The 21,098-nt window shown below is 64.1% G+C and carries 21 protein-coding genes; 18 read left to right on the plus strand and 3 right to left on the minus strand.

Features of this window, described 5'->3' with window-relative positions; genetic code table 11:
- The first annotated feature begins 73 nt into the window (after positions 1-73).
- The 8 genes from ABIB95_RS25295 (at position 74) to ABIB95_RS25330 (ending at position 7,144) form a co-directional block, all read left to right on the plus strand.
- Entirely contained in the window at positions 74-1,054 is a 981-nt protein-coding gene (locus ABIB95_RS25295) for a tripartite tricarboxylate transporter substrate binding protein BugD (RefSeq protein WP_071910509.1), read from the plus strand.
- Positions 1,055-1,224: 170 nt separating this feature from the next.
- Positions 1,225-2,019 carry a thymidylate synthase gene (locus tag ABIB95_RS25300; protein WP_354243036.1) on the plus strand — a complete coding sequence of 265 codons (795 nt, stop codon included), beginning with the start codon at positions 1,225-1,227 and terminating at the stop codon, positions 2,017-2,019.
- Between the two features lie 5 nt (positions 2,020-2,024).
- Positions 2,025-2,510: a GNAT family N-acetyltransferase gene (locus tag ABIB95_RS25305; protein ID WP_354243039.1), complete on the plus strand. Its 486-nt coding sequence runs from the start codon at positions 2,025-2,027 to the stop codon at positions 2,508-2,510.
- Positions 2,510-3,019 (plus strand): dihydrofolate reductase, encoded by a 510-nt coding sequence (locus ABIB95_RS25310; protein ID WP_354243042.1) that lies wholly within the window; start codon positions 2,510-2,512, stop codon positions 3,017-3,019. The genes ABIB95_RS25305 and ABIB95_RS25310 overlap by 1 nt, the downstream gene beginning before the upstream one ends.
- A 154-nt stretch (positions 3,020-3,173) precedes the next feature.
- Positions 3,174-4,310, plus strand: a complete 1,137-nt coding sequence (gene hflK / locus ABIB95_RS25315; RefSeq protein ID WP_063981619.1) for an FtsH protease activity modulator HflK — start codon at positions 3,174-3,176, stop codon at positions 4,308-4,310.
- Positions 4,307-5,203: a protease modulator HflC gene (hflC, locus tag ABIB95_RS25320; RefSeq protein ID WP_354243045.1), complete on the plus strand. Its 897-nt coding sequence runs from the start codon at positions 4,307-4,309 to the stop codon at positions 5,201-5,203. The genes hflK and hflC overlap by 4 nt, the downstream gene beginning before the upstream one ends.
- Positions 5,204-5,274: 71 nt before the next feature.
- Positions 5,275-5,481: a DUF2065 domain-containing protein gene (locus ABIB95_RS25325; RefSeq protein ID WP_025038031.1), complete on the plus strand. Its 207-nt coding sequence runs from the start codon at positions 5,275-5,277 to the stop codon at positions 5,479-5,481.
- Positions 5,482-5,638: 157 nt separating this feature from the next.
- Positions 5,639-7,144 carry a Do family serine endopeptidase gene (locus ABIB95_RS25330; RefSeq protein ID WP_071910517.1) on the plus strand — a complete coding sequence of 502 codons (1,506 nt, stop codon included), beginning with the start codon at positions 5,639-5,641 and terminating at the stop codon, positions 7,142-7,144.
- 146 nt (positions 7,145-7,290) lie between these two features.
- Here the strand turns inward: ABIB95_RS25330 and serB are convergent, their stop codons facing one another.
- Together serB and ABIB95_RS25340 are read right to left on the minus strand one after the other, a co-directional pair.
- Positions 7,291-8,196, minus strand: coding sequence for a phosphoserine phosphatase SerB (serB, locus tag ABIB95_RS25335; protein WP_354243049.1), 906 nt, complete (start codon positions 8,194-8,196; stop codon positions 7,291-7,293).
- 143 nt (positions 8,197-8,339) lie between these two features.
- A complete protein-coding gene (locus ABIB95_RS25340; RefSeq protein ID WP_354243052.1) occupies positions 8,340-10,043 on the minus strand; it encodes a hypothetical protein in 1,704 nt (567 codons plus the stop codon).
- A gap of 132 nt (positions 10,044-10,175) precedes the next feature.
- Here ABIB95_RS25340 and miaA point away from each other — a divergent pair, with 132 nt between their 5' ends.
- The 9 genes from miaA (at position 10,176) to ABIB95_RS25385 (ending at position 19,466) form a co-directional block, all read left to right on the plus strand.
- Positions 10,176-11,108: a tRNA (adenosine(37)-N6)-dimethylallyltransferase MiaA gene (gene miaA / locus ABIB95_RS25345; RefSeq protein WP_354243055.1), complete on the plus strand. Its 933-nt coding sequence runs from the start codon at positions 10,176-10,178 to the stop codon at positions 11,106-11,108.
- A 329-nt stretch (positions 11,109-11,437) separates the two neighbouring features.
- Positions 11,438-13,213 (plus strand): acetolactate synthase 3 large subunit, encoded by a 1,776-nt coding sequence (locus ABIB95_RS25350; protein ID WP_063981624.1) that lies wholly within the window; start codon positions 11,438-11,440, stop codon positions 13,211-13,213.
- Positions 13,214-13,217: 4 nt separating this feature from the next.
- Complete coding sequence (locus tag ABIB95_RS25355) at positions 13,218-14,189, plus strand: threonine dehydratase (RefSeq protein ID WP_354243058.1); 972 nt, start codon at positions 13,218-13,220, stop codon at positions 14,187-14,189.
- A gap of 23 nt (positions 14,190-14,212) precedes the next feature.
- Positions 14,213-14,755, plus strand: a complete 543-nt coding sequence (gene ilvN, locus ABIB95_RS25360) for an acetolactate synthase small subunit (protein ID WP_014493064.1) — start codon at positions 14,213-14,215, stop codon at positions 14,753-14,755.
- Positions 14,756-14,758: 3 nt separating this feature from the next.
- A complete protein-coding gene (locus ABIB95_RS25365) occupies positions 14,759-15,454 on the plus strand; it encodes a class I SAM-dependent methyltransferase (RefSeq protein ID WP_071910524.1) in 696 nt (231 codons plus the stop codon).
- 49 nt (positions 15,455-15,503) lie between these two features.
- Entirely contained in the window at positions 15,504-16,379 is an 876-nt protein-coding gene (locus ABIB95_RS25370) for an EamA family transporter (RefSeq protein ID WP_354243061.1), read from the plus strand.
- 7 nt (positions 16,380-16,386) lie between these two features.
- A complete protein-coding gene (locus ABIB95_RS25375) occupies positions 16,387-16,989 on the plus strand; it encodes a LysE family translocator (protein WP_071910528.1) in 603 nt (200 codons plus the stop codon).
- Positions 16,990-17,121: 132 nt separating this feature from the next.
- Positions 17,122-18,141: a ketol-acid reductoisomerase gene (gene ilvC, locus ABIB95_RS25380; RefSeq protein WP_063981628.1), complete on the plus strand. Its 1,020-nt coding sequence runs from the start codon at positions 17,122-17,124 to the stop codon at positions 18,139-18,141.
- A gap of 473 nt (positions 18,142-18,614) precedes the next feature.
- On the plus strand, positions 18,615-19,466 hold the full coding sequence (locus ABIB95_RS25385; protein WP_354243065.1) for an SDR family oxidoreductase: 852 nt from the start codon (positions 18,615-18,617) through the stop codon (positions 19,464-19,466).
- 7 nt (positions 19,467-19,473) lie between these two features.
- On the opposite strand, the gene ABIB95_RS25390 is transcribed toward ABIB95_RS25385, so the two are convergent.
- On the minus strand, positions 19,474-20,094 hold the full coding sequence (locus tag ABIB95_RS25390; RefSeq protein WP_354243068.1) for a hypothetical protein: 621 nt from the start codon (positions 20,092-20,094) through the stop codon (positions 19,474-19,476).
- A gap of 106 nt (positions 20,095-20,200) precedes the next feature.
- Between ABIB95_RS25390 and ABIB95_RS25395 the strand changes: the two genes are divergently transcribed.
- Entirely contained in the window at positions 20,201-20,866 is a 666-nt protein-coding gene (locus ABIB95_RS25395) for a TetR/AcrR family transcriptional regulator (protein WP_354095477.1), read from the plus strand.
- Positions 20,867-21,098: the final 232 nt, after the last annotated feature.

Genomic DNA, 21,098 nt, shown 5'->3' on the forward strand with positions numbered 1-21,098 from the left:
GTGTGACCGCTTCGTGAAATGAAAATGCCGGCCCTGTGGCCGGCATTTTTGTTTTACGTCCGAGGGGATCGAGATGACTTCCATTCGCGCGCTTGCGGGCGCATGTGCTGCGGCGTTCGCATCGTTGTGCGGCTTTGTCGCACCGGCGGAGGCGCAGACCTATCCGACGCGCAGCATCACCATGATCGTGCCGTTCGCGGCCGGTGGACCGACCGACGTGATTTCGCGCATCGTCACCGGGCACATGGCGCAGACGCTCGGACAGAGCATCATCATCGAGAACGTGGTCGGCGCCGGCGGCACCACCGCGACCACGCGCGCTGCGCGCGCGGCCAATGACGGCTATACGCTCATTACCGGGCATATGGGCACGCATGCCGCCTCCGTGCCGCTCTATCCGAAACTCGCCTACCACCCCGAAAAGGATTTTGAGCCGGTCGCGCTGCTCGCGGGCACGCCGATCCTGATCCTGGCGCGCAAGGACTTTCCGCCGAAAGACCTCAAGGAGTTCGTCGCCTACGTGAAAGCGAACGCCGAGAAGGTCAATGCCGCGCATGCCGGCGTCGGCTCGGTCTCGCACGTCTCCTGCGAGCTCCTGCACTCGATCCTCGACATCAAGCCGGTCGGCGTGCCCTTCAACGGCACGGGCCCCGCGATGAATGCGCTGGTGGCCGGACAGGTCGATTACATGTGCGACCAGATCGTCAATGCGGTGCCGCAGATCAATGCCGGCACCATCAAGGCCTATGCGATCGCGACGGCCGAGCGCAATCCGTCGCTGCCGAACGTGCCGACCACGGCGGAGGCCGGCCTGCCTGCATTCCAGGCCCAGGCCTGGAACGCGATGTTCGCGCCGAAGGGAACTTCGCCCGCGATCATTGCGAGCCTGAATGCCGCCGCCATCAAGGCGCTCGACGACGAGACCGTGAAGAAGCGCCTGCTCGAGCTCGGCAGCGTCATTCCGGGTCCCAAGGACCGGACGCCGGAGGCGCTGGCGACCCTCGTCAAGAACGAGATCGCGAAGTGGACCCCGGTGCTCAAGCCGGCAACTTAACGAGCACTTTCAAGCCGATAGGCGAGGGGCGGGACGCAAGTTCCGCCCCTTGTTGTTTGCACCGGGAACAGTCACTTTTCGGGGTATAATGGGCTAAAACAGCGAATCGCTGCTGTCGTAGCGCGGGGCGCGCCGTTAAGTTCGCCGCCTCCCCAAAGGCTCAATGGCACATGCACCAGTATCAGGACCTGCTCGAGCGGATTCTTTCAGACGGCGCCGAGAAGACCGACCGGACCGGCACCGGCACGCTGTCGGTGTTCGGCCATCAGATGCGCTTCAACCTGTCTGCCGGCTTCCCGATGCTGACCACCAAGCGGCTGCCGCTGAAGGCGATCGTGCATGAGCTGTTGTGGTTCCTGAAGGGCGACACCAACATCAAATATCTGCGCGACAACGGCGTCACCATCTGGGACGAATGGGCCGATGCCAATGGCGATCTCGGACCGGTCTATGGCCATCAATGGCGTTCCTGGCCCACGGCCGACGGGCGCAGCATCGACCAGATCGCCAATGTCATCGACATGATCAAGCGCACCCCGGATTCGCGCCGGCTGATCGTCACCGCCTGGAATCCCGCCGACGTCGAAAAGATGGCGCTGCCGCCCTGCCACCTGCTGTTCCAGTTCTATGTCGCCAACGGCAAATTATCCTGCCAGCTCTATCAGCGCTCGGCCGACGTCTTCCTCGGCGTGCCCTTCAACATCGCGTCCTATGCGCTGCTGACGATGATGGTCGCGCAGGTCACGGGATTGAAGCTCGGCGACTTCGTGCATTCGCTCGGCGACACCCATCTCTATTCCAATCACCTGGAGCAGGCGCGGCTCCAGCTCACGCGTGCGCCGCGGACGCTGCCGGTGATGCGGATCAATCCCGACGTGAAGGACATCTTCTCATTCCGCTACGAGGATTTCGAGCTCGTCGGCTACGACCCGCATCCGCACATCAAGGCGGAAGTCGCGGTCTAACGCAAATGTCGTTGACCATCCGCCGCGTGCGCGCCGGTGAAGCCGGGCTCGTTCTTGCTCTCATCCGCGAGCTTGCCGAATACGAAAAGCTTTCGCACGAGGTCGAGGCGACCGAGGCGATGATTGCGGAAGCGCTGTTCGGCGAGCGTCCGCAGCTCTATTGCGCGATTGCCGAGTGGAACGGCGAGCCCGTCGGCTTTGCGGTCTGGTTCGTCAATTTCTCCACTTTCAGCGGCCGTCACGGCATCTATCTCGAAGATCTCTATGTGCGGCCGTCGCATCGGGGTAAGGGCCTCGGCAAGGCGCTGCTGGTCTATCTCGCCAGGGAGTGCGTCGACAACGGCTGGTCGCGGCTGCAATGGGCGGTGCTCGACTGGAACGCGCCGTCGATCGCGTTCTACCAATCGCTCGGCGCCGTCATGATGGACGACTGGACGCTGTGCCGCGTCACGGGCCTGGCACTGACACGACTTGCGGGGAGCGCGTCCTGATGGAGATCATCTTCGTCGTCGCGATCGCGGAGAACGGCGTCATCGGCGCCGGCAACGGGTTCCCGTGGCGATTGAAATCCGACATGGCGCGCTTCAAGGCGCTCACGATCGGCAAGCCCGTGATCATGGGCCGCAAGACCTTCGAAACCCTGCGCCGGCCGCTTCCTGGCCGTACCAACATCGTCATCACGCGCGATGCGGATTATCGCGCCAATGGCGCCATCGTGACGACATCGGCTGCCGATGCGGGCGCGGTTGCGCGTGGCGATGCCCTGCGGCGTACGGTCGCCGAGATCGCGGTGATCGGTGGCGCCGAGATCTATCGGCAATGGCTCGATCGCGCCGATCGCCTCGAAATCACCGAAGTGCATGCGCGCCCCGAAGGCGACACGCATTTCGACATCGACAAGGCAGAGTGGGATGAGGTTGAGCGCATCCGGCATCCTGCCGGACCCGACGACAGCGCCGACTACTCCTATGTGACATATCGTCGGCGGGCGGGCAATTAACCGCATTCGTCAATGTTTACATTGACTTTTTCGTGCCCGAGCATAGCTCGAAGGACAGCCCGGGCCGCGTTGTAAGGGACTTGCCTGTCCCCTATAAAGCCGGACCGGACAAAGCGGGCGGGGGCGATTTTCACCCTGCCGAGGAGAGCGTCGAATGCCGTGGAAGAATCAGGGCGGTGGCCCATGGGGCTCGGGTCCGAAGGGACCATGGGGCAACGGCCCGCAACCGGTCGGGCCAAGGCCGCCGGATCTGGAAGACCTTCTGCGGCGCGGCCAGGACCGCCTCCAGCAGATCATGCCGGGCGGCTATTTCTCCGGCATCGGCATCACGCTGATCGTCCTGCTCATCATCGCGTTCTGGCTGCTGTCGGGCTTCTTCCGGGTGCAATCCGAAGAGCTCGGCGTCGTGCTGCGCTTCGGCAAGCATGTCCGCACCGTGCAGCCGGGTCTGAACTATCATCTGCCCTATCCGATCGAAACCGTGCTGCTGCCGAAGGCGTTGCGCGTCAACACGATCTCCATAGGCATGACGCTGATCGACGATCCGGCACGACGCGGCCGCTCCATTCGTGACGTGCCGGAAGAGAGCCTGATGCTGACCGGCGACGAGAACATCGTCGACGTCGACTTCACCGTGCTCTGGCGCATCAAGCCGGACGGCGTCGGCGACTTCCTCTTCAACATCCAGAATCCCGAAGGCACCGTGAAGGCGGTCTCCGAGAGCGCGATGCGCGAGGTGATCGGCCGTTCGCAGATCCAGCCGATCCTGACCGGAGCGCGCAACGTCACCGAACAGGGCGTGCAGGAGCTGATCCAGAGGACCCTGGACAGCTACGGCGCCGGTATTCTCATCAGCCAGGTGCAGATGCAGAAGGTCGACCCGCCGGCGCAGGTGATCGACGCGTTCCGCGACGTCCAGGCGGCGCGCGCCAATCTCGAGCAGTTGCAGAACGAGGCGCAGACCTACGCCAACCAGGTCGTGCCGCAGGCACGCGGACGTGCGGCGCAGATCACGCAGGCCGCCGAAGGCTACAGGGAGCAGACGGTCGCCGAGGCCAAGGGCCAGAGCTCGCGCTTCCTGAAGGTTTACGAGGAATACAAGAAGGCGCCCGACGTGACGCGTGAACGGATCTATCTGGAGACGATGGAGCGCGTGCTCGGCGGCGCCGACAAGCTCGTCTATGACGGCGGCCCCTCGGGCCAGGGCGTTGTGCCCTATCTGCCGCTCAGTGAGTTGACGACCAAGCGGCCGCCTACCACCGGTCAGCAGTCGAGCGGAGGCAACCGATGAGGTCTCCGGTCACAGGTATCGTCACGCTGCTCGCCCTCCTGCTCGTCGTGATCGTCGGCTACATGTCGCTGTTCACGGTGCAACAGACCGAGCAGACCATCGTGCTGCAGTTCGGCCGTCCCGTCGACGTCGTCACCGCGCCCGGCCTGCACTTCAAGGCGCCGTGGAATTCGGTGATCAACATCGACAAGCGGATCCTCGATCTGGAGAACCCGTCGCAGGAAGCGATCGCGTCCGACCAGAAGCGGCTCGTGGTCGACGCCTTCGCGCGTTACCGCATCAAGGACGCGCTGCGCTTCTACCAGAGCGTCGGCTCGATCCAGGCTGCCAACATCCAGCTCACCACGCTCCTGAACGCGGCGCTGCGCCGCGTGCTCGGCGAGGTCACCTTCATCAACGTGGTGCGCGACGACCGCGAGAAGCTGATGCAGCGCATCCGCGACCAGCTCGATCGCGAGGCCGACGGCTACGGTATCCAGGTCGTCGATGTCCGGATCCGCCGCGCCGACCTGCCGGAGCAGAACAGCCAGGCGGTCTACCAGCGCATGAAGACCGAGCGCGAGCGCGAAGCCGCCGAGTTCCGTGCGCAGGGCGGCCAGAAGGCACAGGAGATCCGCTCCAAGGCCGACCGCGAGGCGACCGTGATCGAGGCGGAAGCCAAATCGCAGGCCGAGCAGATCCGCGGCGTCGGCGACGCCGAGCGCAACCGCCTGTTCGCGGAAGCCTACGGCAAGGACGCCGACTTCTTCGCCTTCTACCGGTCGATGACGGCCTACGAGAACGGGCTGCGCGCGAACGACACCCGCTTCCTGCTGCGGCCGGACTCGGATTTCTTCCGGTTCTTTGGTAACCCGTCCGGCAAGGCGGCGACCGAGACGCCGGCGAAGCCGTGAGCTAGACAGAGGGCGGCAGTTCTGCCGCCCTTCGTCCAGACAAGAACAGCACCACGGGAGGTTCCATTCCGATGAGGTCCATTGCGTTCGCCGACTTCCTCATCGGCTTAGGCATCCTGTTCGTGCTGGAAGGCTTGATGTTCGCGGCAAGTCCGAACTGGATGCGCAAGGCCATGAAAAGCGCCATCGCCACGCCGGACAATATCCTGCGGGCGGTTGGGATCGGTTCGGCCGTGGCCGGCCTGGTCTTGATCTGGGTTATGCGCCGTCCGATTTAGGCGTCACGCCAACGCCAAAGTGAAGGCGAGAGACTGGTTTTCGCCGTATTATCCGGGTCTTGAGGCCCGTTAAGCTCCGCGCTTGCGCCGTCCCCCCGTTCGAGCGCAGTCTTGGAGGCGAATCCTTGGCGCCTTATCCTTTTCTCTGGAGATACCAATGACCGCTGCCACCATTGCCCCGACCCGCTTGCGCTTAGGGCTGGCCGCGCTCGCCGTCAGTGCATTCAGCGCGTTCGGCACGCCGGCCCTTGCGCGTGGCCCGGACGGGATCGCCGACGTCGCCGAGAAGGTGATCGACGCGGTCGTCAACATCTCGACCTCGCAGACCGTCGAAGCCAAGGGCGGCGGCGGCGGCAGCAACACCATGCCGCAACTGCCGCCCGGCTCGCCCTTCGAGGAGTTCTTCGACGACTTCTTCAAGAACCGCCGCGGCCCCGGCGGCGGCAGCAAGGGCGGCGAGCGCGGTGACAACCCGCCCCGCAAGACCAACTCGCTCGGCTCCGGCTTCATCATCGACACCGCTGGCGTCGTCGTCACCAACAACCACGTCATCGCGGACGCCGACGAGATCAACGTCATCCTCAACGACGGCACCAAGATCAAGGCCGACCTGGTTGGCGTCGACAAGAAGACCGACCTCGCCGTGCTGAAGATCAAGCCGCCGAAGCCGCTGGTTGCGGTAAAGTTCGGCGACTCCGACAAGCTGCGCCTCGGCGACTGGGTGATCGCGATCGGCAATCCTTTCAGTCTCGGCGGCACGGTGACGGCCGGTATCGTCTCGGCCAAGAACCGCGACATCTCCTCGGGGCCGTATGACAGCTATATCCAGACCGACGCCTCCATCAACCGTGGCAATTCCGGTGGTCCGCTGTTCAACCTCGATGGCGACGTCATCGGCGTCAACACGCTGATCATCTCGCCCTCCGGCGGCTCGATCGGCATCGGCTTTGCCGTGCCCTCGAAGACGGTTGTCGCCGTGGTCGACCAGCTCCGCCAGTTCGGCGAACTGCGCCGCGGCTGGCTCGGCGTGCGCATCCAGAGCGTCACCGACGAGATCGCCGAGAGCCTCAACATCAAGCCCGCGCGCGGCGCGCTGGTCGCCGGCGTCGATGACAAGGGCCCGGCCAAGCCCGCCGGCATCGAGCCCGGCGACGTCGTCGTCAAGTTCGACGGCAAGGACGTCAAGGATCCCAAGGATCTCTCCCGCGTCGTCGCCGACACGGCGGTCGGCAAGGAAGTCGATGTCGTCATCATCCGCAAGGGCCAGGAGGAGACCAAGAAGGTCACGCTCGGCCGTCTCCAGGATCCCGACAAGGTGCAGGCCGCGGTCAAGACCGACGAGCCGGCGCCCGAGAAGCCGGTGACGCAGAAGGCGCTCGGTCTCGATCTTGCCGCGCTCAGCAAGGATTTGCGCACGCGCTACAAGATCAAGGACAGCGTCAAGGGCGTGGTCGTCACCAATGTCGACGCCAATTCGGACGCTGCCGAGAAGCGCCTCTCCGCCGGTGACGTCATCGTCGAGGTTGCGCAGGAGGCCGTCTCCAGCGGCGCCGACATCCAGAAGCGGGTCGACCAGCTCAAGAAGGACGGCAAGAAGTCCGTGCTGCTGCTCGTCTCCAACGCCGACGGCGAGCTGAGGTTTGTGGCGCTGAGCGTGCAGTAGTCGCGGTTCAATCCAGTAGGGTGGGCAAAGCGAAGCGTGCCCACCATCTTTCCACCATCGCGACAAGAGTGGTGGGCACGGCGCAAGTGCGCCTTTGCCCACCCTACGGCCGCTGGGCGTGCCGCAAGTGCTGACGACGGGAGAGGCTAAGCCTCCACGAACTCGTCCCGCCGATACCCCTGCGCGTAGAGCAGCGCGGTGAGATCGCCATGGTCGATCCGCGCGGCAGCCGCAGCGGCGACCGCTGGCTTGGCGTGATACGCCACGCCCAGCCCCGCCGCCTGGATCATCGCGAGATCGTTGGCGCCGTCGCCGACCACGACGGAATCGATGTCGTCGAGATCGAACGACTCCATCAGATCCACCAGCGTCGCAAGCTTTGCCGCGCGGCCCAAAATCGGCTCCTTGACCTCGCCGGTGAACTTGCCGTCGCGGACGACGAGCTCGTTGGCGCGGTTCTCCTGGAAGCCGATCTTGGCCGCGACCGCGCGCGTGAACAGCGTGAAGCCGCCGGAGACGAGACAGGTATAGGCGCCATGGGCGCGCATGGTCGCGACCAGTTCGCGGCCGCCCGGCGTCAGCGTGATGCGCTTGGCCAGCACCTCGTCGACCACGCTGGCGGGAAGGTCCTTCAGCAGCGCGACGCGCTCGCGCAGCGCCGGCTCGAACTCGATCTCGCCGCGCATCGCGCGTTCGGTGATGGCGGCCACGTGGGCCTTCTTCCCGACCAGATCGGCGAGCTCGTCGATGCATTCCTGGCCGATCATGGTGGAATCCATGTCGGCGAGAAAAAGCTTCTTGCGCCGGAAGCCGACTGGCTGCACCACGATGTCGATGGGAAGGTCGCCGCGAAGCTCGCGCAACCGCTGTTCGATGGCGTGACGGTCGCCTTGGAGGTTATCCTGCGCGCCGAAGGGAATGTCGACCGCAACCCCGTCGAACAGCCAGTGCGCAGGTTGCGCCTGGGGCAGCACGGCGCGGGCGCCGTCGACGATGGTGCTGTCGAGCGCGGGATTGTCGGGATTGCAGATCAGCGTGGCGACGAGGGACATTTGAGGTTTTCGTGAGCGAGGGGCAAGTCAGCAGAAGACATGTTGGCAAGGCCGTGCTTATCGCAGGCCCGACCGCCAGCGGCAAGTCGGCGCTGGCAGCCGGGCAATTCCCCTCTCTCCACGTGGTCTTCTCGAAGTTGCCGTCAGTGGAACAAAGGCTCCATTCTGGTCCATATGTGACTGAGGCCGCCGAGCATTCCCCCGGCGTGGCAGGCGAAGCAATCACTGTCTTGATTGAAGGTTTCCATCGTGGAATTCGCGAGCAAAGGTGTGCCGTGGGTGTTGGTGCCGTCGGGCGCCGCTCCGTCGGTCCATTCCGCGCCAATGAGAATATAGTTTGCCCGTACATCGCCGGCCAAAAGCTGCGTACGCAGATTGGCATTGAGCGAAACGATATCAGTATTGTTGGAGGTGTCGTTTGCAGTCGTTCCCCAGGGATTTTGCCGAGTGATATCAACAGGGCCGATGGTTTGATTGGGCTCGGCCACGATATTTGGCCCGGCAGCGGTCATCCTGGGATTGAGCGGAGCCGTTGAAGCGCCGGACGTCGAGAAAAGCCATGAGCCGCTTCCGTCAGCAGGCTTTGTCGCGGTGGCGCCGGCTGTCGTCATGTAGTCGTATTGCAGCGTCGGTGCATTATTGATGTGCTCGTAGGTCGCCCAAATCATCTCGGGATGGCCGGCAACGCTGCCGACGACATGAAAGCCGACCAGCGCGAGTTCGACGGTCTTAGTACCCGACGGCACGAGCTTGTCGTTGCCCTGGGCAACGAAGTTGGGGATCTCGGCGGTGATGGTCAGGTAGTCCTTCGGATTGCTCAGCGTTGAGGCTTCGACCCAGGACGATTTCAGCTCCATCGCCAGTGCAACCCGATCTTGAAAAGCCGTTCTTGTGTTTGGCGGCGGCGCGTTCTTTGCGATGTCCGCAATCTGATCCACTTGGACCGCATTGATCGGAAATTGGGCCGGAGGAGGTGCGGGGAATTTGCTGTTCACTACACCTGTCTTGAAATAGGCGAATACGTCATTGGCTTGCAACAGATAGTAGACAAGGGCATTTCCGCGCGTCATCAGAGCAGCATTGCCGCCTGCCTGGCCAAACTCGACGACCTCGCCGGACGTGGTGACGAGCCGCTGAATACCTTTGACATCGACTGTGGTGTCGGCCAGCTCGATGACCTTGCCCATTGAATCGCGCAGCAATGGCGCGCCATTTGCGGTGGTCTGGACATCCAATACCTTGTTTGCCTTGTCGAGCAGCAGCGGCTTGCCGTTTGCCGCGACCGCGATGCTTGCGACATTGACCGGATTGTCAGTCTTGTCACGGAAGACCATTCGGTTCCCGGAAGCGGTCGTCACGTTCACGACTTCACGCTTCTTACCGGTGCTGTCGGTCACGACCGACCGTCCGTTCTTGTCGACGAGTGAAATGGCAGGCGCAAAGCTCAGAAGTTTGTTGTCGTCCTGAGGTAGGAACTTCCGCTTGTTGTTGGCGTCGGGTGGCGAGACGCCGAAGAAGTCGGACGAAGCGAAGACGTGTGCGCCGGGGCTGGCCGGCGAGGTCAGCCAGAGGAACATCTGCGCGGACCATTTGTAAAAGGAGCAAAGCGAATTGGGCGCGAACGAAAGACCGTTCGCCGGAACAACGGCTCCGTCTTTTGTGACATTGCCCGCTTTGAACCAGCCCTTGAAGTCATTCGGCGCAACCGTGCAGGTCGGTTTGACGTCGGAGGGAAGCACCGTTTGTGCTCGGGCGGGTTGGAGCGCCAATAACGCCGCCGCCACTGTCAACGCATATGTCGCCGTCCTGGTGAGGCGCGAGTCGTTCGAACGTTGGCCGATGCTCATGATGATCTCCCAATCAGTATCGAAATGAATGCAGGAAAATCGAGTGCAATTAGACAGTAAAGCAATCTGTAATTGTTGCATGGCGTGATGCAAAAGTGCAATGCGGATGTTGTGCAACGTGACCCGCCCCATATGCGCCAAACCGTCGCGATCCTGATCGCAGGCCCGACCGCCAGCGGCAAGTCGGCGCTGGCGCTCGAGCTTGCCCTGAGTACGGGCGGAATCGTCATCAATGCCGATTCCATGCAGGTCTATCGTGACCTCCGCATCATCACCGCGCGCCCCACACATGGCGAGGAAGGACGCGCGCCGCACCGTCTCTACGGCCACGTCGATGCGGCCGTGAATTTCTCGGCCGGCGCATGGGTGGTCGACGCGACGAAGGCGCTGGAAGAGGCGAAAGCCGCAGGCCGCCTGCCGATCTTCATCGGCGGCACCGGGCTCTATTTCAAGGCGCTGACGGCGGGCCTCTCGGTGGTGCCGCCGATCCCCGCGGAAGTCCGCGACGACGTGCGCGCGCGGCTGGAGCGGAACGGCGTCGAGGCGCTGCATGAGGAACTTGCACGCCGTGATCCGCGCGCCGCCGAACGATTGAACCTGCGCGACCGTACCCGGATCGCGCGCGCGCTCGAAGTGGTCGAAGCGACGGGCCGTTCGCTGCTCGACTGGCACCATGAAGGCCAGCCGCCGCTGCTGCCGAAGGACAGTTTTCGCGCGGTGTTTCTCGCCCCCGAGCGCGACGAGCTCTATGCCCGCATCGATGCCCGTTTCGATGCCATGCTCGGTGCCGGCGCGTTGAGGGAGGTGGAGTGGCTCGCCGCCAGACATCTCGATCCGCTGCTGCCGGCGATGAAAGCCCATGGCGTGCCGGCCCTGATCCGGCATCTGCGCGGTGAGATCGGCCTGGACGAGGCGGCCACGATCGGTCGTGCCGACACCCGCCACTACGCCAAGCGGCAATTCACCTGGTTCCGGCATCAACTGCCCGAGTTCGAATGGGTGAAGCCGGAGGAGGCGAGGGGGTGGCTTGCCGCCATCGTGAATGCGGAGCGGGACCTCCGCTGACGCGCTTTTGTACCCGGGTTCCCGAATTTACCTCTCGCCGAACCCTGGGAACACCGCTACATTGCCAAAATCGCGCGGGAACGGTCGCATTGCCTTGACATCCGGGCTTTGACCGTTATGTTTCGCGCAACCTTTGGGAAGCCGGGCACCTGCCATGCGTAACATTATTACCAAACTCCTTATCGCCGTCGTACCCAGGCACACCGCCGGGGGTGGCTAGCTGCCATCCACAAGACAGGCGGTGTGCATGGGCCCTCTTCGGGGCCTTTTTTATTTCCCGAACCCGACACGAACGAAGCCGCTGACAACAGCGCATCCGGAGCAAGACAATGAGCGACAAGAGCCACGATCCGAACCAGATGACCGGCGCCGCGATGATCGTTCGCGCGCTCATCGATCATGGCGTGACCGACATTTTCGGCTATCCCGGTGGCGCCGTGCTTCCGATCTATGACGAGATCTTCCAGCAGAGCGAGGTCCAGCACATCCTGGTCCGCCACGAGCAGGGCGCGGGCCACGCCGCCGAGGGCTATGCGCGCTCGACCGGCAAGCCGGGCGTTGCGCTGGTGACCTCCGGACCCGGCGCCACCAACATGGTGACGCCGCTGACCGACGCGCTGATGGACTCGATTCCGCTGGTCTGCATCTCCGGCCAGGTGCCGACGCATCTGATCGGCAACGACGCGTTCCAGGAGTGCGACACGGTCGGCATCACGCGGCCCTGCACCAAGCACAACTGGCTGGTGCGCGACGTCAACGATCTCGCAAAGGTGCTGCACGAAGCCTTCTACGTCGCGACCTCCGGCCGTCCCGGCCCGGTGCTCGTCGACGTGCCGAAGGACGTGCAGTTCGCGACCGGCACCTATCATCCGCCGCGCAAGTCGGACGTGCACCGCTCCTACGCGCCGCGCGTGAAGGGCGACGCGACGCAGATCCGCAAGGCCGTGTCGCTGCTCGCCAACGCCAAGCGCCCCGTGATCTACAGCGGTGGCGGCGTCATCAATTCCGGCCCCGAGGCGACCAAGCTGTTGCGCGAGCTGGTCGAGGTCACCGGCTTCCCGATCACCTCCACGCTGATGGGCCTGGGTGCCTATCCGGCGTCGGGCAAGAACTGGCTCGGCATGCTCGGCATGCACGGCACCTATGAAGCCAACATGACCATGCATGATTGCGACGTCATGCTGTGCGTCGGCGCGCGCTTCGACGACCGCATCACCGGCCGCGTCGATGCGTTCTCGCCGGGCTCGAAGAAGATCCACATCGACATCGATCCGTCCTCGATCAACAAGAACATCCGTGTCGACGTGCCGATCATCGGCGACTGCGGCAACATCCTCGGCGACATCCTCCAGGTGTTCAAGGCGGAAGCGAAGAAGCCCGACATCAAGGCCTGGTGGCAGCAGATCGCGCAGTGGCGCGCCCGCAACTCGCTCTATTACAAGAAGAGCAACGACGTGATCCTGCCGCAACACGCGATCCAGAGCCTGTTCGAGGCGACGCGCGGCAAGGACACTTACATCACGACGGAAGTCGGCCAGCACCAGATGTGGGCGGCGCAGTTCTTCGGCTTCGAGGAGCCGCATCGCTGGATGACGTCGGGCGGTCTCGGCACCATGGGCTACGGCCTGCCGGCCGCGGTCGGCGTGCAGGTTGCCCATCCGGACAGCCTCGTCATCGACATCGCGGGCGATGCCTCGGTGCAGATGACGATGCAGGAGATGTCGACGGCGGTTCAGTACGAATTGCCGATCAAGATCTTCATCCTGAACAACCAGTACATGGGCATGGTGCGGCAATGGCAGCAGCTGCTGCACGGCAACCGGCTGTCGCATTCCTATTCGGAGGCGTTGCCGGATTTCGTCAAGCTCGCGGAAGCCTATGGCGGCGTCGGCATCCAGGTGCACAAGCCCTCCGATCTCGATGGCGCCATCCAGGAGATGATCTCGGTCAAGCGTCCGGTGCTGTTCGACTGCCGCGTCGCGGCGCTCGAAAACTGCTTCCCGATGATCCCCTCCGGCAAGGCGCACAACGAGATGCTGTTGCCCGAGCAGGCCAACGACGAAGCCACGGCAAAGGCGTTCGCCGGCGGCAAGGCGCTGGTGTGACGTCATGTTCGACCTGACGGAGCTCGAGCGCGCACATGCGATCGTGGGGCAGGCGGTGCCGGCGACGCCGGCACGCGGCTGGCCGCTGCTCGCCGAGCGCCTCGGGACGCAGGTCATCGTCAAGCACGAGAACCACACGCCGATCGGCGCCTTCAAGGTGCGCGGCGGTCTCGTTTATCTCGAACGGCTGAAGCGCGAGCGGCCGGACATTCCGGGCATCATCTCGGCGACGCGGGGCAATCACGGCCAGAGCCTGGCCTTTGCCGCGAGCCGCCACGGCGTGCCGGCCGTGATTTACGTGCCGCGCGGCAACTCGGTCGAGAAGAACGGGGCGATGAAGGCGTTTGGCGCCGAGCTGGTCGAGCATGGCGAGGACTTTCAGGCGGCCGCCGAAGAGGCGCAGCGGCGCGCCCAATTTACCGGCCTGCACATGGTGCCGTCGTTTCATCCGGATCTCGTGCTCGGCGTCGCCACCTATGCGCTCGAACTGTTCCGGACGGCGCCGGATCTCGATGTTCTCTATGTGCCGATCGGGCAGGGCTCTGGCATCTCCGGCTGCATCATGGCGCGTGACCTGCTCGGCCTGAAGACCGAGATCGTCGGCGTGCAGTCGACCGAAGCGCCGTCCTACGCGCTGTCGTTCGCGGCCGGCAAGGTCGTGACGACGAAGACCAGCAACACGCTGGCCGACGGCATGGCAACGCGCATTCCCGACGCAGACGCGTTCGCGCTGATCCGCAAGGGTGCCGCGCGCATCGTGCAGATTTCCGACGACGAGGTCGCCGCCGCGATCCGCGCCTACTGGACCGACACGCACAATCTCGCCGAAGGCGCCGGCGCCGCCGCGCTCGCCGCGGCGCTTCAGGAAAAGACCAAGCTGTCAGGCAAGCGCGTCGGTCTCGTGCTGTCCGGCGGCAATATCGATTTCGATCTGTTCCGCAGTTGGGTCGGGGCAGAGGCGCCAGCGATGGCGTGACGGAGAGACAAGAGGGGACGACCATGAACCAGCCGGCATCCGCCTATTTCATCGAGGACCGCCACGATCCCAACGAGACGCATACGCTCTCGGTGCTCGTGCAGAACGAGCCGGGCGTGCTCGCGCGCGTCATCGGGCTGTTCTCCGGGCGCGGCTACAACATCGAAAGTCTCACCGTCTCGGAGACCGAGAGCCAGAAGCACCTGTCGCGCATCACCATCGTCACCACGGGCACGCCGATGGTGATCGAGCAGATCAAGCACCAGCTCGACCGCATGATCCCGGTCTATCGTGTCGTCGACATGACCCTGACCAAGCGCTCGATCGAGCGCGAGCTTGCGATGGTGAAGGTGCGTGGGCAGGGCGAGCATCGCGTCGAGGCGCTGCGGTTGGCGGATGCGTTCCGTGCCCGCGTGATCGACGCCACCACCGAGAGCTTTGTGTTCGAGATCACAGGCAATACGGACAAGATCAACCAGTTTATCGACCTGATGCGCCCGCTCGGCCTTGTCGAGGTGTCGCGCACCGGCGTTGCCGCGATTGGCCGCGGGCCTGAGGGGATGTGAGCCATGCTGGCGCGCGACTGGTACTATAACGAGCGCAACCGGATGGGGATCGAGCCCGCAGTGGCTTCGATCTACGACGCCCATGACGATGCCGATCTGCGGGCGCGCGCCGCGCTGAAGATGCTCGGGGTGCAGCGCGGCTGGCGCATCGCGGATATCGGCTGCGGCAACGGCGTGCTCGCCACCGAAGCGGCGCTGATGGGTGCCGAGGTCGACGCCATCGACATCTCGCCGGCGATGCTGGCGCTCGCCGAGATCTACGCCCGCGACCGCAAGGCCCCCGTGCGCACGCAGTCGGCCGGCTTGCTCAGCTTCGCCTACCGCCCGGAATCCTACGATCTGATCGTCAGCGAGTTCACGCTGCACCATCTGCCGGATTTCTGGAAGGCGGTGGCGATGTCGCGGATCTACCGTGCACTGAAGCCGGGCGCGAGCTTCTATCTGCGCGACATCGTCTACGCCTCGATGCCCGACGCCATCGAGCGCGACGTCGAGCAATGGGCCGACTTCCATATCAAGAACCACGATTTTTCGCGCGAAAGCGTCGTCACGCACATGCGCGACGAATATTCCACCTTCGGCTGGGTGATGGAACGGATGCTGATCGATGTCGGCTTCACGCTGGTCTCGGTCGACTACCACGCGCCCATGCACGGCACTTATCTGCTGCGGAAACCGAAAGCCGGCGAGCAAGGCTAGAACAGAACAACAAACAGGGCTGCACGACCAAGCAGAACCGAGAACAACAATGAAGCCGGCCGATATCCTCATCGCCATTCTGGTGGCGGTCATCTGGGGGCTTGCCTTCGTGGCGAGCCGGATCGCGCTCGACGAATTTTCGCCGGAGCTGATGACGGCGATGCGCTTCACCATTGCCGCGGTGCCGTGCCTGTTCATTCCCAAGCCTAAGATCGCCTGGTCGCTGCTGATCGCGATCAGCTTCACGCTGTTCCTCGGCCAGTTCCTGAGCCAGGCCTATGGCATCGCCCACGGTGTTCCGGTGGGGTTGACCAGCGTCGTCGTGCAGAGCCAGGCGTTGTTCACCATCGGCTTTGCCGCGATCGCATTCGGCGAGCGGCCGACGCCGGTGCAGACCCTTGGCATCGTCGTCGCCGCAGTCGGCCTGCTCTTGATCTGCGGTACCGTCGGTTACGATTTCAGCGTTGGTGCCTTCGCGGTGCTGATGATCGCCCCGATTTGCTTTGCCGTCGGCAATCTCCTGCTGCGCGGCGCCCGTGGCGTGCCGATGTTCGACCTGTTCGCCTGGCTCTGCCTCACCGCCGCCGTTCCGCTGTTCGCGCTGGCGCTGGTCGTCAACGGGCCGGCGCCGACCTTCCAGTCCCTGATCCATATGTCGCCGACTGGCCTCGGCTGCCTGCTGGCGATCGGCGCCATCTCGACCAGCATCGCCTATTGGCTGTGGGGCCGGCTGCTGCGTGATTATCCAGCCGCTCAAGTGGTGCCGTTCGCGCTGCTGGTGCCGTTCGTCGGCTCGGCTGCTTCCAGCATCGTGTTTGGCGAGAAGTTCGGCCCGTTGCGGCTGGCCGGGATGCTGACGGTCATTGGCGGCATCGCGGTGATGGTGCTGGCGAGACGCCCGCAGCCGCTGCCGAAGACCGCGTGAGGTGAGCATGTCCCAATCGCTGCTCTATGCCTTCATCATCTTCGCCCTCGTGATGTTCTTCACGCCGGGGCCGAACAACATCATGCTGCTGTCGTCGGGACTGACTTACGGCTTCCGCCGCACCATCCCGCATATCGCCGGCATCACGATCGGCTTCGCCTTCATGGTCGGCGCCGTCGGCCTCGGGCTCGGCACTGTGTTTCTGGCCTATCCGATCCTCCAGACCATCCTGAAATATGCCGGCGCCGCCTACTTGATTTACCTCGCCGCGGTGATCGCCTTCTCGGGTCCGGCCAAGCCGGGCGAGGGGGACGGCCGTGGCCCGATGACCTTCTGGGGCGCGGCGATGTTCCAGTGGATCAACGCCAAGGGCTGGGTCATCGTGATCGGCACCATCACCGCTTATGCGGCGATTGCCCAGTTCCCGATCAACATCGCGATCCAGACCCTGATCAGCCTGCTCGTCGGCACGGTCTCGACGGTGGTCTGGGCCCTTTTCGGCACTGCACTACGACCGGTACTGACCTCGGAGCGGTTGGTCCGCGCTTTCAATATCGTGATGGCGCTCCTGCTGCTCGCCTCCCTCTACCCCGTTTTCATGGATGCATGATGTCGCGGATTTCCATGCAGAAACGGGTTTCCCTAGGGGCTGAAAATGCTCTAGACAGCCCCCGAAATCCGCAAATTTCACCCTTCGGACACTGACTATCGGCCGATTCTGGCCCTGAACGAGGAAACGACTATGCGTGTTTATTACGATCGCGACGCCGACCTGAACCTGATCAAGGGCAAGAAGGTCGCCATCGTCGGCTATGGCAGCCAGGGCCACGCCCATGCGCTCAACCTCAAGGACTCCGGCGTCAAGGAAGTCGCCATTGCGCTGCGCAAGGACTCGGGCTCGGTCAAGAAGGCGGAAGCCGCCGGCTTCAAGGTGATGGAAGTCGCCGACGCCGCCAAATGGGCCGACCTCGTCATGATGCTGACCCCGGACGAGCTCCAGGGCGACATTTATCGTGAGCACCTGCATGACAACATGAAGAAGGGCGCCGCCCTCGTGTTCGCGCACGGCCTCAACGTCCACTTCAACCTGCTCGACCCGCGCGCCGACCTCGACGTGCTCATGATCGCGCCGAAGGGCCCCGGCCACACGGTGCGTTCGGAATATCAGCGCGGCGGCGGCGTGCCCTGCCTGATCGCGATCGCCAAGGATGTCTCGGGCAACGCCCATGACCTCGGCCTCTCCTACGCCTCCGCCGTCGGCGGCGGTCGTGCCGGCATCATCGAGACCACCTTCAAGGAAGAGTGCGAGACCGACCTGTTCGGCGAGCAGGTCGTGCTCTGCGGCGGCCTGGTCGAGCTGATCAAGGCCGGCTACGAGACCCTGGTCGAAGCCGGTTACGCCCCGGAGATGGCCTATTTCGAGTGCCTGCACGAAGTGAAGCTGATCGTCGACCTGATTTATGAAGGCGGCATCGCCAACATGAACTACTCGATCTCCAACACCGCGGAGTATGGCGAGTACGTCACCGGTCCGCGCATCGTCACGGCGGAGACCAAGGCCGAGATGAAGCGCGTTCTCGCCGACATCCAGGGCGGCAAGTTCGCCCGCGACTGGATGCTCGAGAACAAGGTCAACCAGACCTCGTTCAAGGCGACCCGCGCCAAGCTCGCCGCGCATCCGATCGAGGAAGTCGGCGCGAAACTGCGCGACATGATGCCCTGGATCAAGAAGGGCGCGCTGGTCGACAAGAGCAAGAACTGACGGCTGCGCCGTCATTCCGGGTTCGCGACTTCGTCGCGCCCCGGAATGACGAGCGAAACACAAGCTTCGCTCGCCAAACCAAATTTTAAACCTTCTCGACTACATCGGAGCGAGATCGCGAACGGCGGTCTCGCTCCTTTCATCTCGCGCGAAGCATTGCTGCTTCATTCAAATTCTTCGCGAGCTGACGTGCCCTCTGAGCACGAAGAACTGACGCTTAAACCACATTCTTGGTCTCGCGTCGTTTTCATGACTTCTCCAGAAGCTCGCGATCGCCAAAACCCCAGCGTCTTCAGAGTCAAGGATTCGGCTCTTCATCCGCATCTTCAGGGCGCACTCAATCTTATGTCGCGAAGCTCGCGCGCCGCTTCATCTTAAGAATCGACACCCGCGACGTCCCTTTGAGCGTTGGGTGGCATTGCGCTGACACATCCTTCTCTCCATGATCGCGGGAACTTGAGGGGGAGGGGTCTATGCGATCTGTCGTCATCACCGGCGCGTCCACCGGCATCGGCTGGGCCATTGCGAAATTTCTGATCGGGCGCGGCTACCGCGTCTTCGGCAGCGTCCGCAAGCAGGCCGACGCCGACCGGCTCAAGGGTGAGTTCGGCGCGAACTTCACGCCGCTCCTGTTCGACGTTACCGACGAGGCCGCCGTGCTCGCCGCTGCGCGCCAGGTTCGCGAGGCGCTGGCTGGCGACACGCTGGCGGGGCTCGTCAACAATGCCGGCATTGCGGTCGCGGGGCCGGTCCTGGAATTGTCGGTCGACGATTTCCGCCGCCAGATGGACATCAACGTCATCGGCCCGGTCATCGCGACGCAAGCCTTCGGGCCGCTGCTCGGCGCGGACCCATCGCTGAAGGGGCCGAAGGGGCGGATCGTGATGATCAGCTCCGTCGCCGGCAAGAACGGCAATCCGCTGTCGGCGCCTTACTGCACCTCCAAGCATGCCATCGAAGGCCTGTCGGAGAGCCTGCGGCGCGAGCTGATGCTGTTCGGGATCGACGTCATCATCGTCGCCCCGGGCGCAGTGAAGACGCCGATCTGGAGCAAGGCCGAAGAGATCGATCTCTCCGTCTATCAGAACTCGCCCTATCTGCCGGCGCTGAACAAGGTCATGGCGTTCATGATGGACCTCGGTGCGAAGGGTCTGCCGGCCGAGCGGATCGCCGAAATCGTGTTCGAGGCGCTGACCGCCGCAAGCCCCAAGGTGCGTTACCAGATCACGCCGGACCCGCTGCGCCATCTGATCGGCGCATTGTTGCCGAAACGGACGGTCGATCGCATCATCGCCAAGCGCCTCGGGTTCCTGCCGCAGGGCTGATCGACGTTCAGCTCGCTTCGGCCGTCCGTCGGCGGGGGTGGGCGGCCATCGCGATCAGGCGCAGCGCCATCACGGCGAACAACGGAATGAGGAAGGCGCCATAGAGCGGCATCGCCTGCACGCGCTTGCCGAACGACACCATGAACTGGAACCAGAGGTAATAGCCGCCCACGAGGTGCAGCACGCGCCAGGCCTGCGGTCCGAGCAGCGCGGCGGTGCGGTCGAACGAGGTCGCGCTCATGGCGATGATGAATGCATAGCCGATGCCGCCGAAGATGTAGGACGCGGCCGAAGTCGCCTCCGCAAAGCCGGCCGGGTCCATTCTGGCGAACGCAACGATCGCAACCGCGTGGATGGCGTGGGAGGCCGCAAAGCTTAAGCCCAGATAGCGACGGTTGCGGCGCTGCCAGCGGGTCCAGGCGTTCGGCCACAGCCGGGCGAGCGCCGCTGCACTGAAGGCAAGGCAGAACAGCAGCAGCGAGCTTCGCGCCGTGAAACGGATCACCATCCGCACGCCCTCGACCTCGAACTGCCGCATCGACGCGATCCACAGGCTGAGCGCGATCAGGCTCAGGGTGAGAACGGCGAGCAGCCGCCACCCCTCGAACCAGTTTTGGCGTTGTGACATGGCGGTCTCCTCCCTAATGTAAGCATCGATTACATTTCAGGCTGGCGAAATCGTCAACGGTGTAATCAGTGCTTACATTCACGTTCGGGTGATGCTAGGAAGCGCCATGCCCGCCCGACAGCCGTCCAAGCCGCGCACCCGCCGCCAAACGCCGGAAGCCCGGCCCTATCATCACGGTGACCTCCGCCGCGTGCTGATCGATGCTGCGTTGCAACTGGCGGCGGAGGGTGCCGAAGTCTCGGTGCGCGAGGCCGCACGCCGGGCCGCGGTTTCGCCGGGGGCGCCGTTCCGGCACTTCCCCAACCGCGACGCGCTGATGGCGGCGGTGGCCGGGGAGGCGCAGCGGCGCTTTCGTGCCGAGATCGAGGTGGCGCTGGGCCAGGCGCCGGCCACCGACCCGCTCGGCCGCTTCCGCGCCTTCGGGCTTGCCTACCTGCGCTGGGCGATGCGCAACCCCGCGCATTTCGAGATCATCTCCACGGGGCGCTACTTCGCCCATGGCAGCTCCGCGGAGCTGACACGCGACAATGCCGAACTGATCGCTCTAACCGAACGGATGCTGGCAGACGCGGCGGAGCAGGGCCTGCTGCGGTCGGCCGACCTCAAGCGCATCCAGATCGCCGGCCGCGCCCTGGTCTACGGCTTTGCCCGGATGAACCTCGACGGCCACTTTCCGCGCTGGGGGGTGGAGGAGGGCGAGACCGAGCGGATGGCGGAAGGGGTGATCGACCTCTTCATCGCGGGGATCGCGAAGTCGGGCCGCGGCTCCTGAACTGACTGACCCTCATGGTGAGGAGGCGTGTAGCGCCGTCTGCGGACGATGTTCCGCATCGCCGCGAGAACCATGAACGGCCCGGCCGTCAATCCGGGCCTCGCCCTTCGAGACGCCTGCTTCGCAGGCTCCTCAGGGTGAGGGATGGAGTTGGCCGTGCGGCTGTTCGCCGCCTACTAACATTAAGCGAAGGTCGGACCGCGACACGCGTTGCTTGTCCGTGACCATTCAA

This window comes from Bradyrhizobium sp. LA2.1, assembly GCF_040547725.1.
Taxonomy (GTDB): domain Bacteria; phylum Pseudomonadota; class Alphaproteobacteria; order Rhizobiales; family Xanthobacteraceae; genus Bradyrhizobium; species Bradyrhizobium barranii.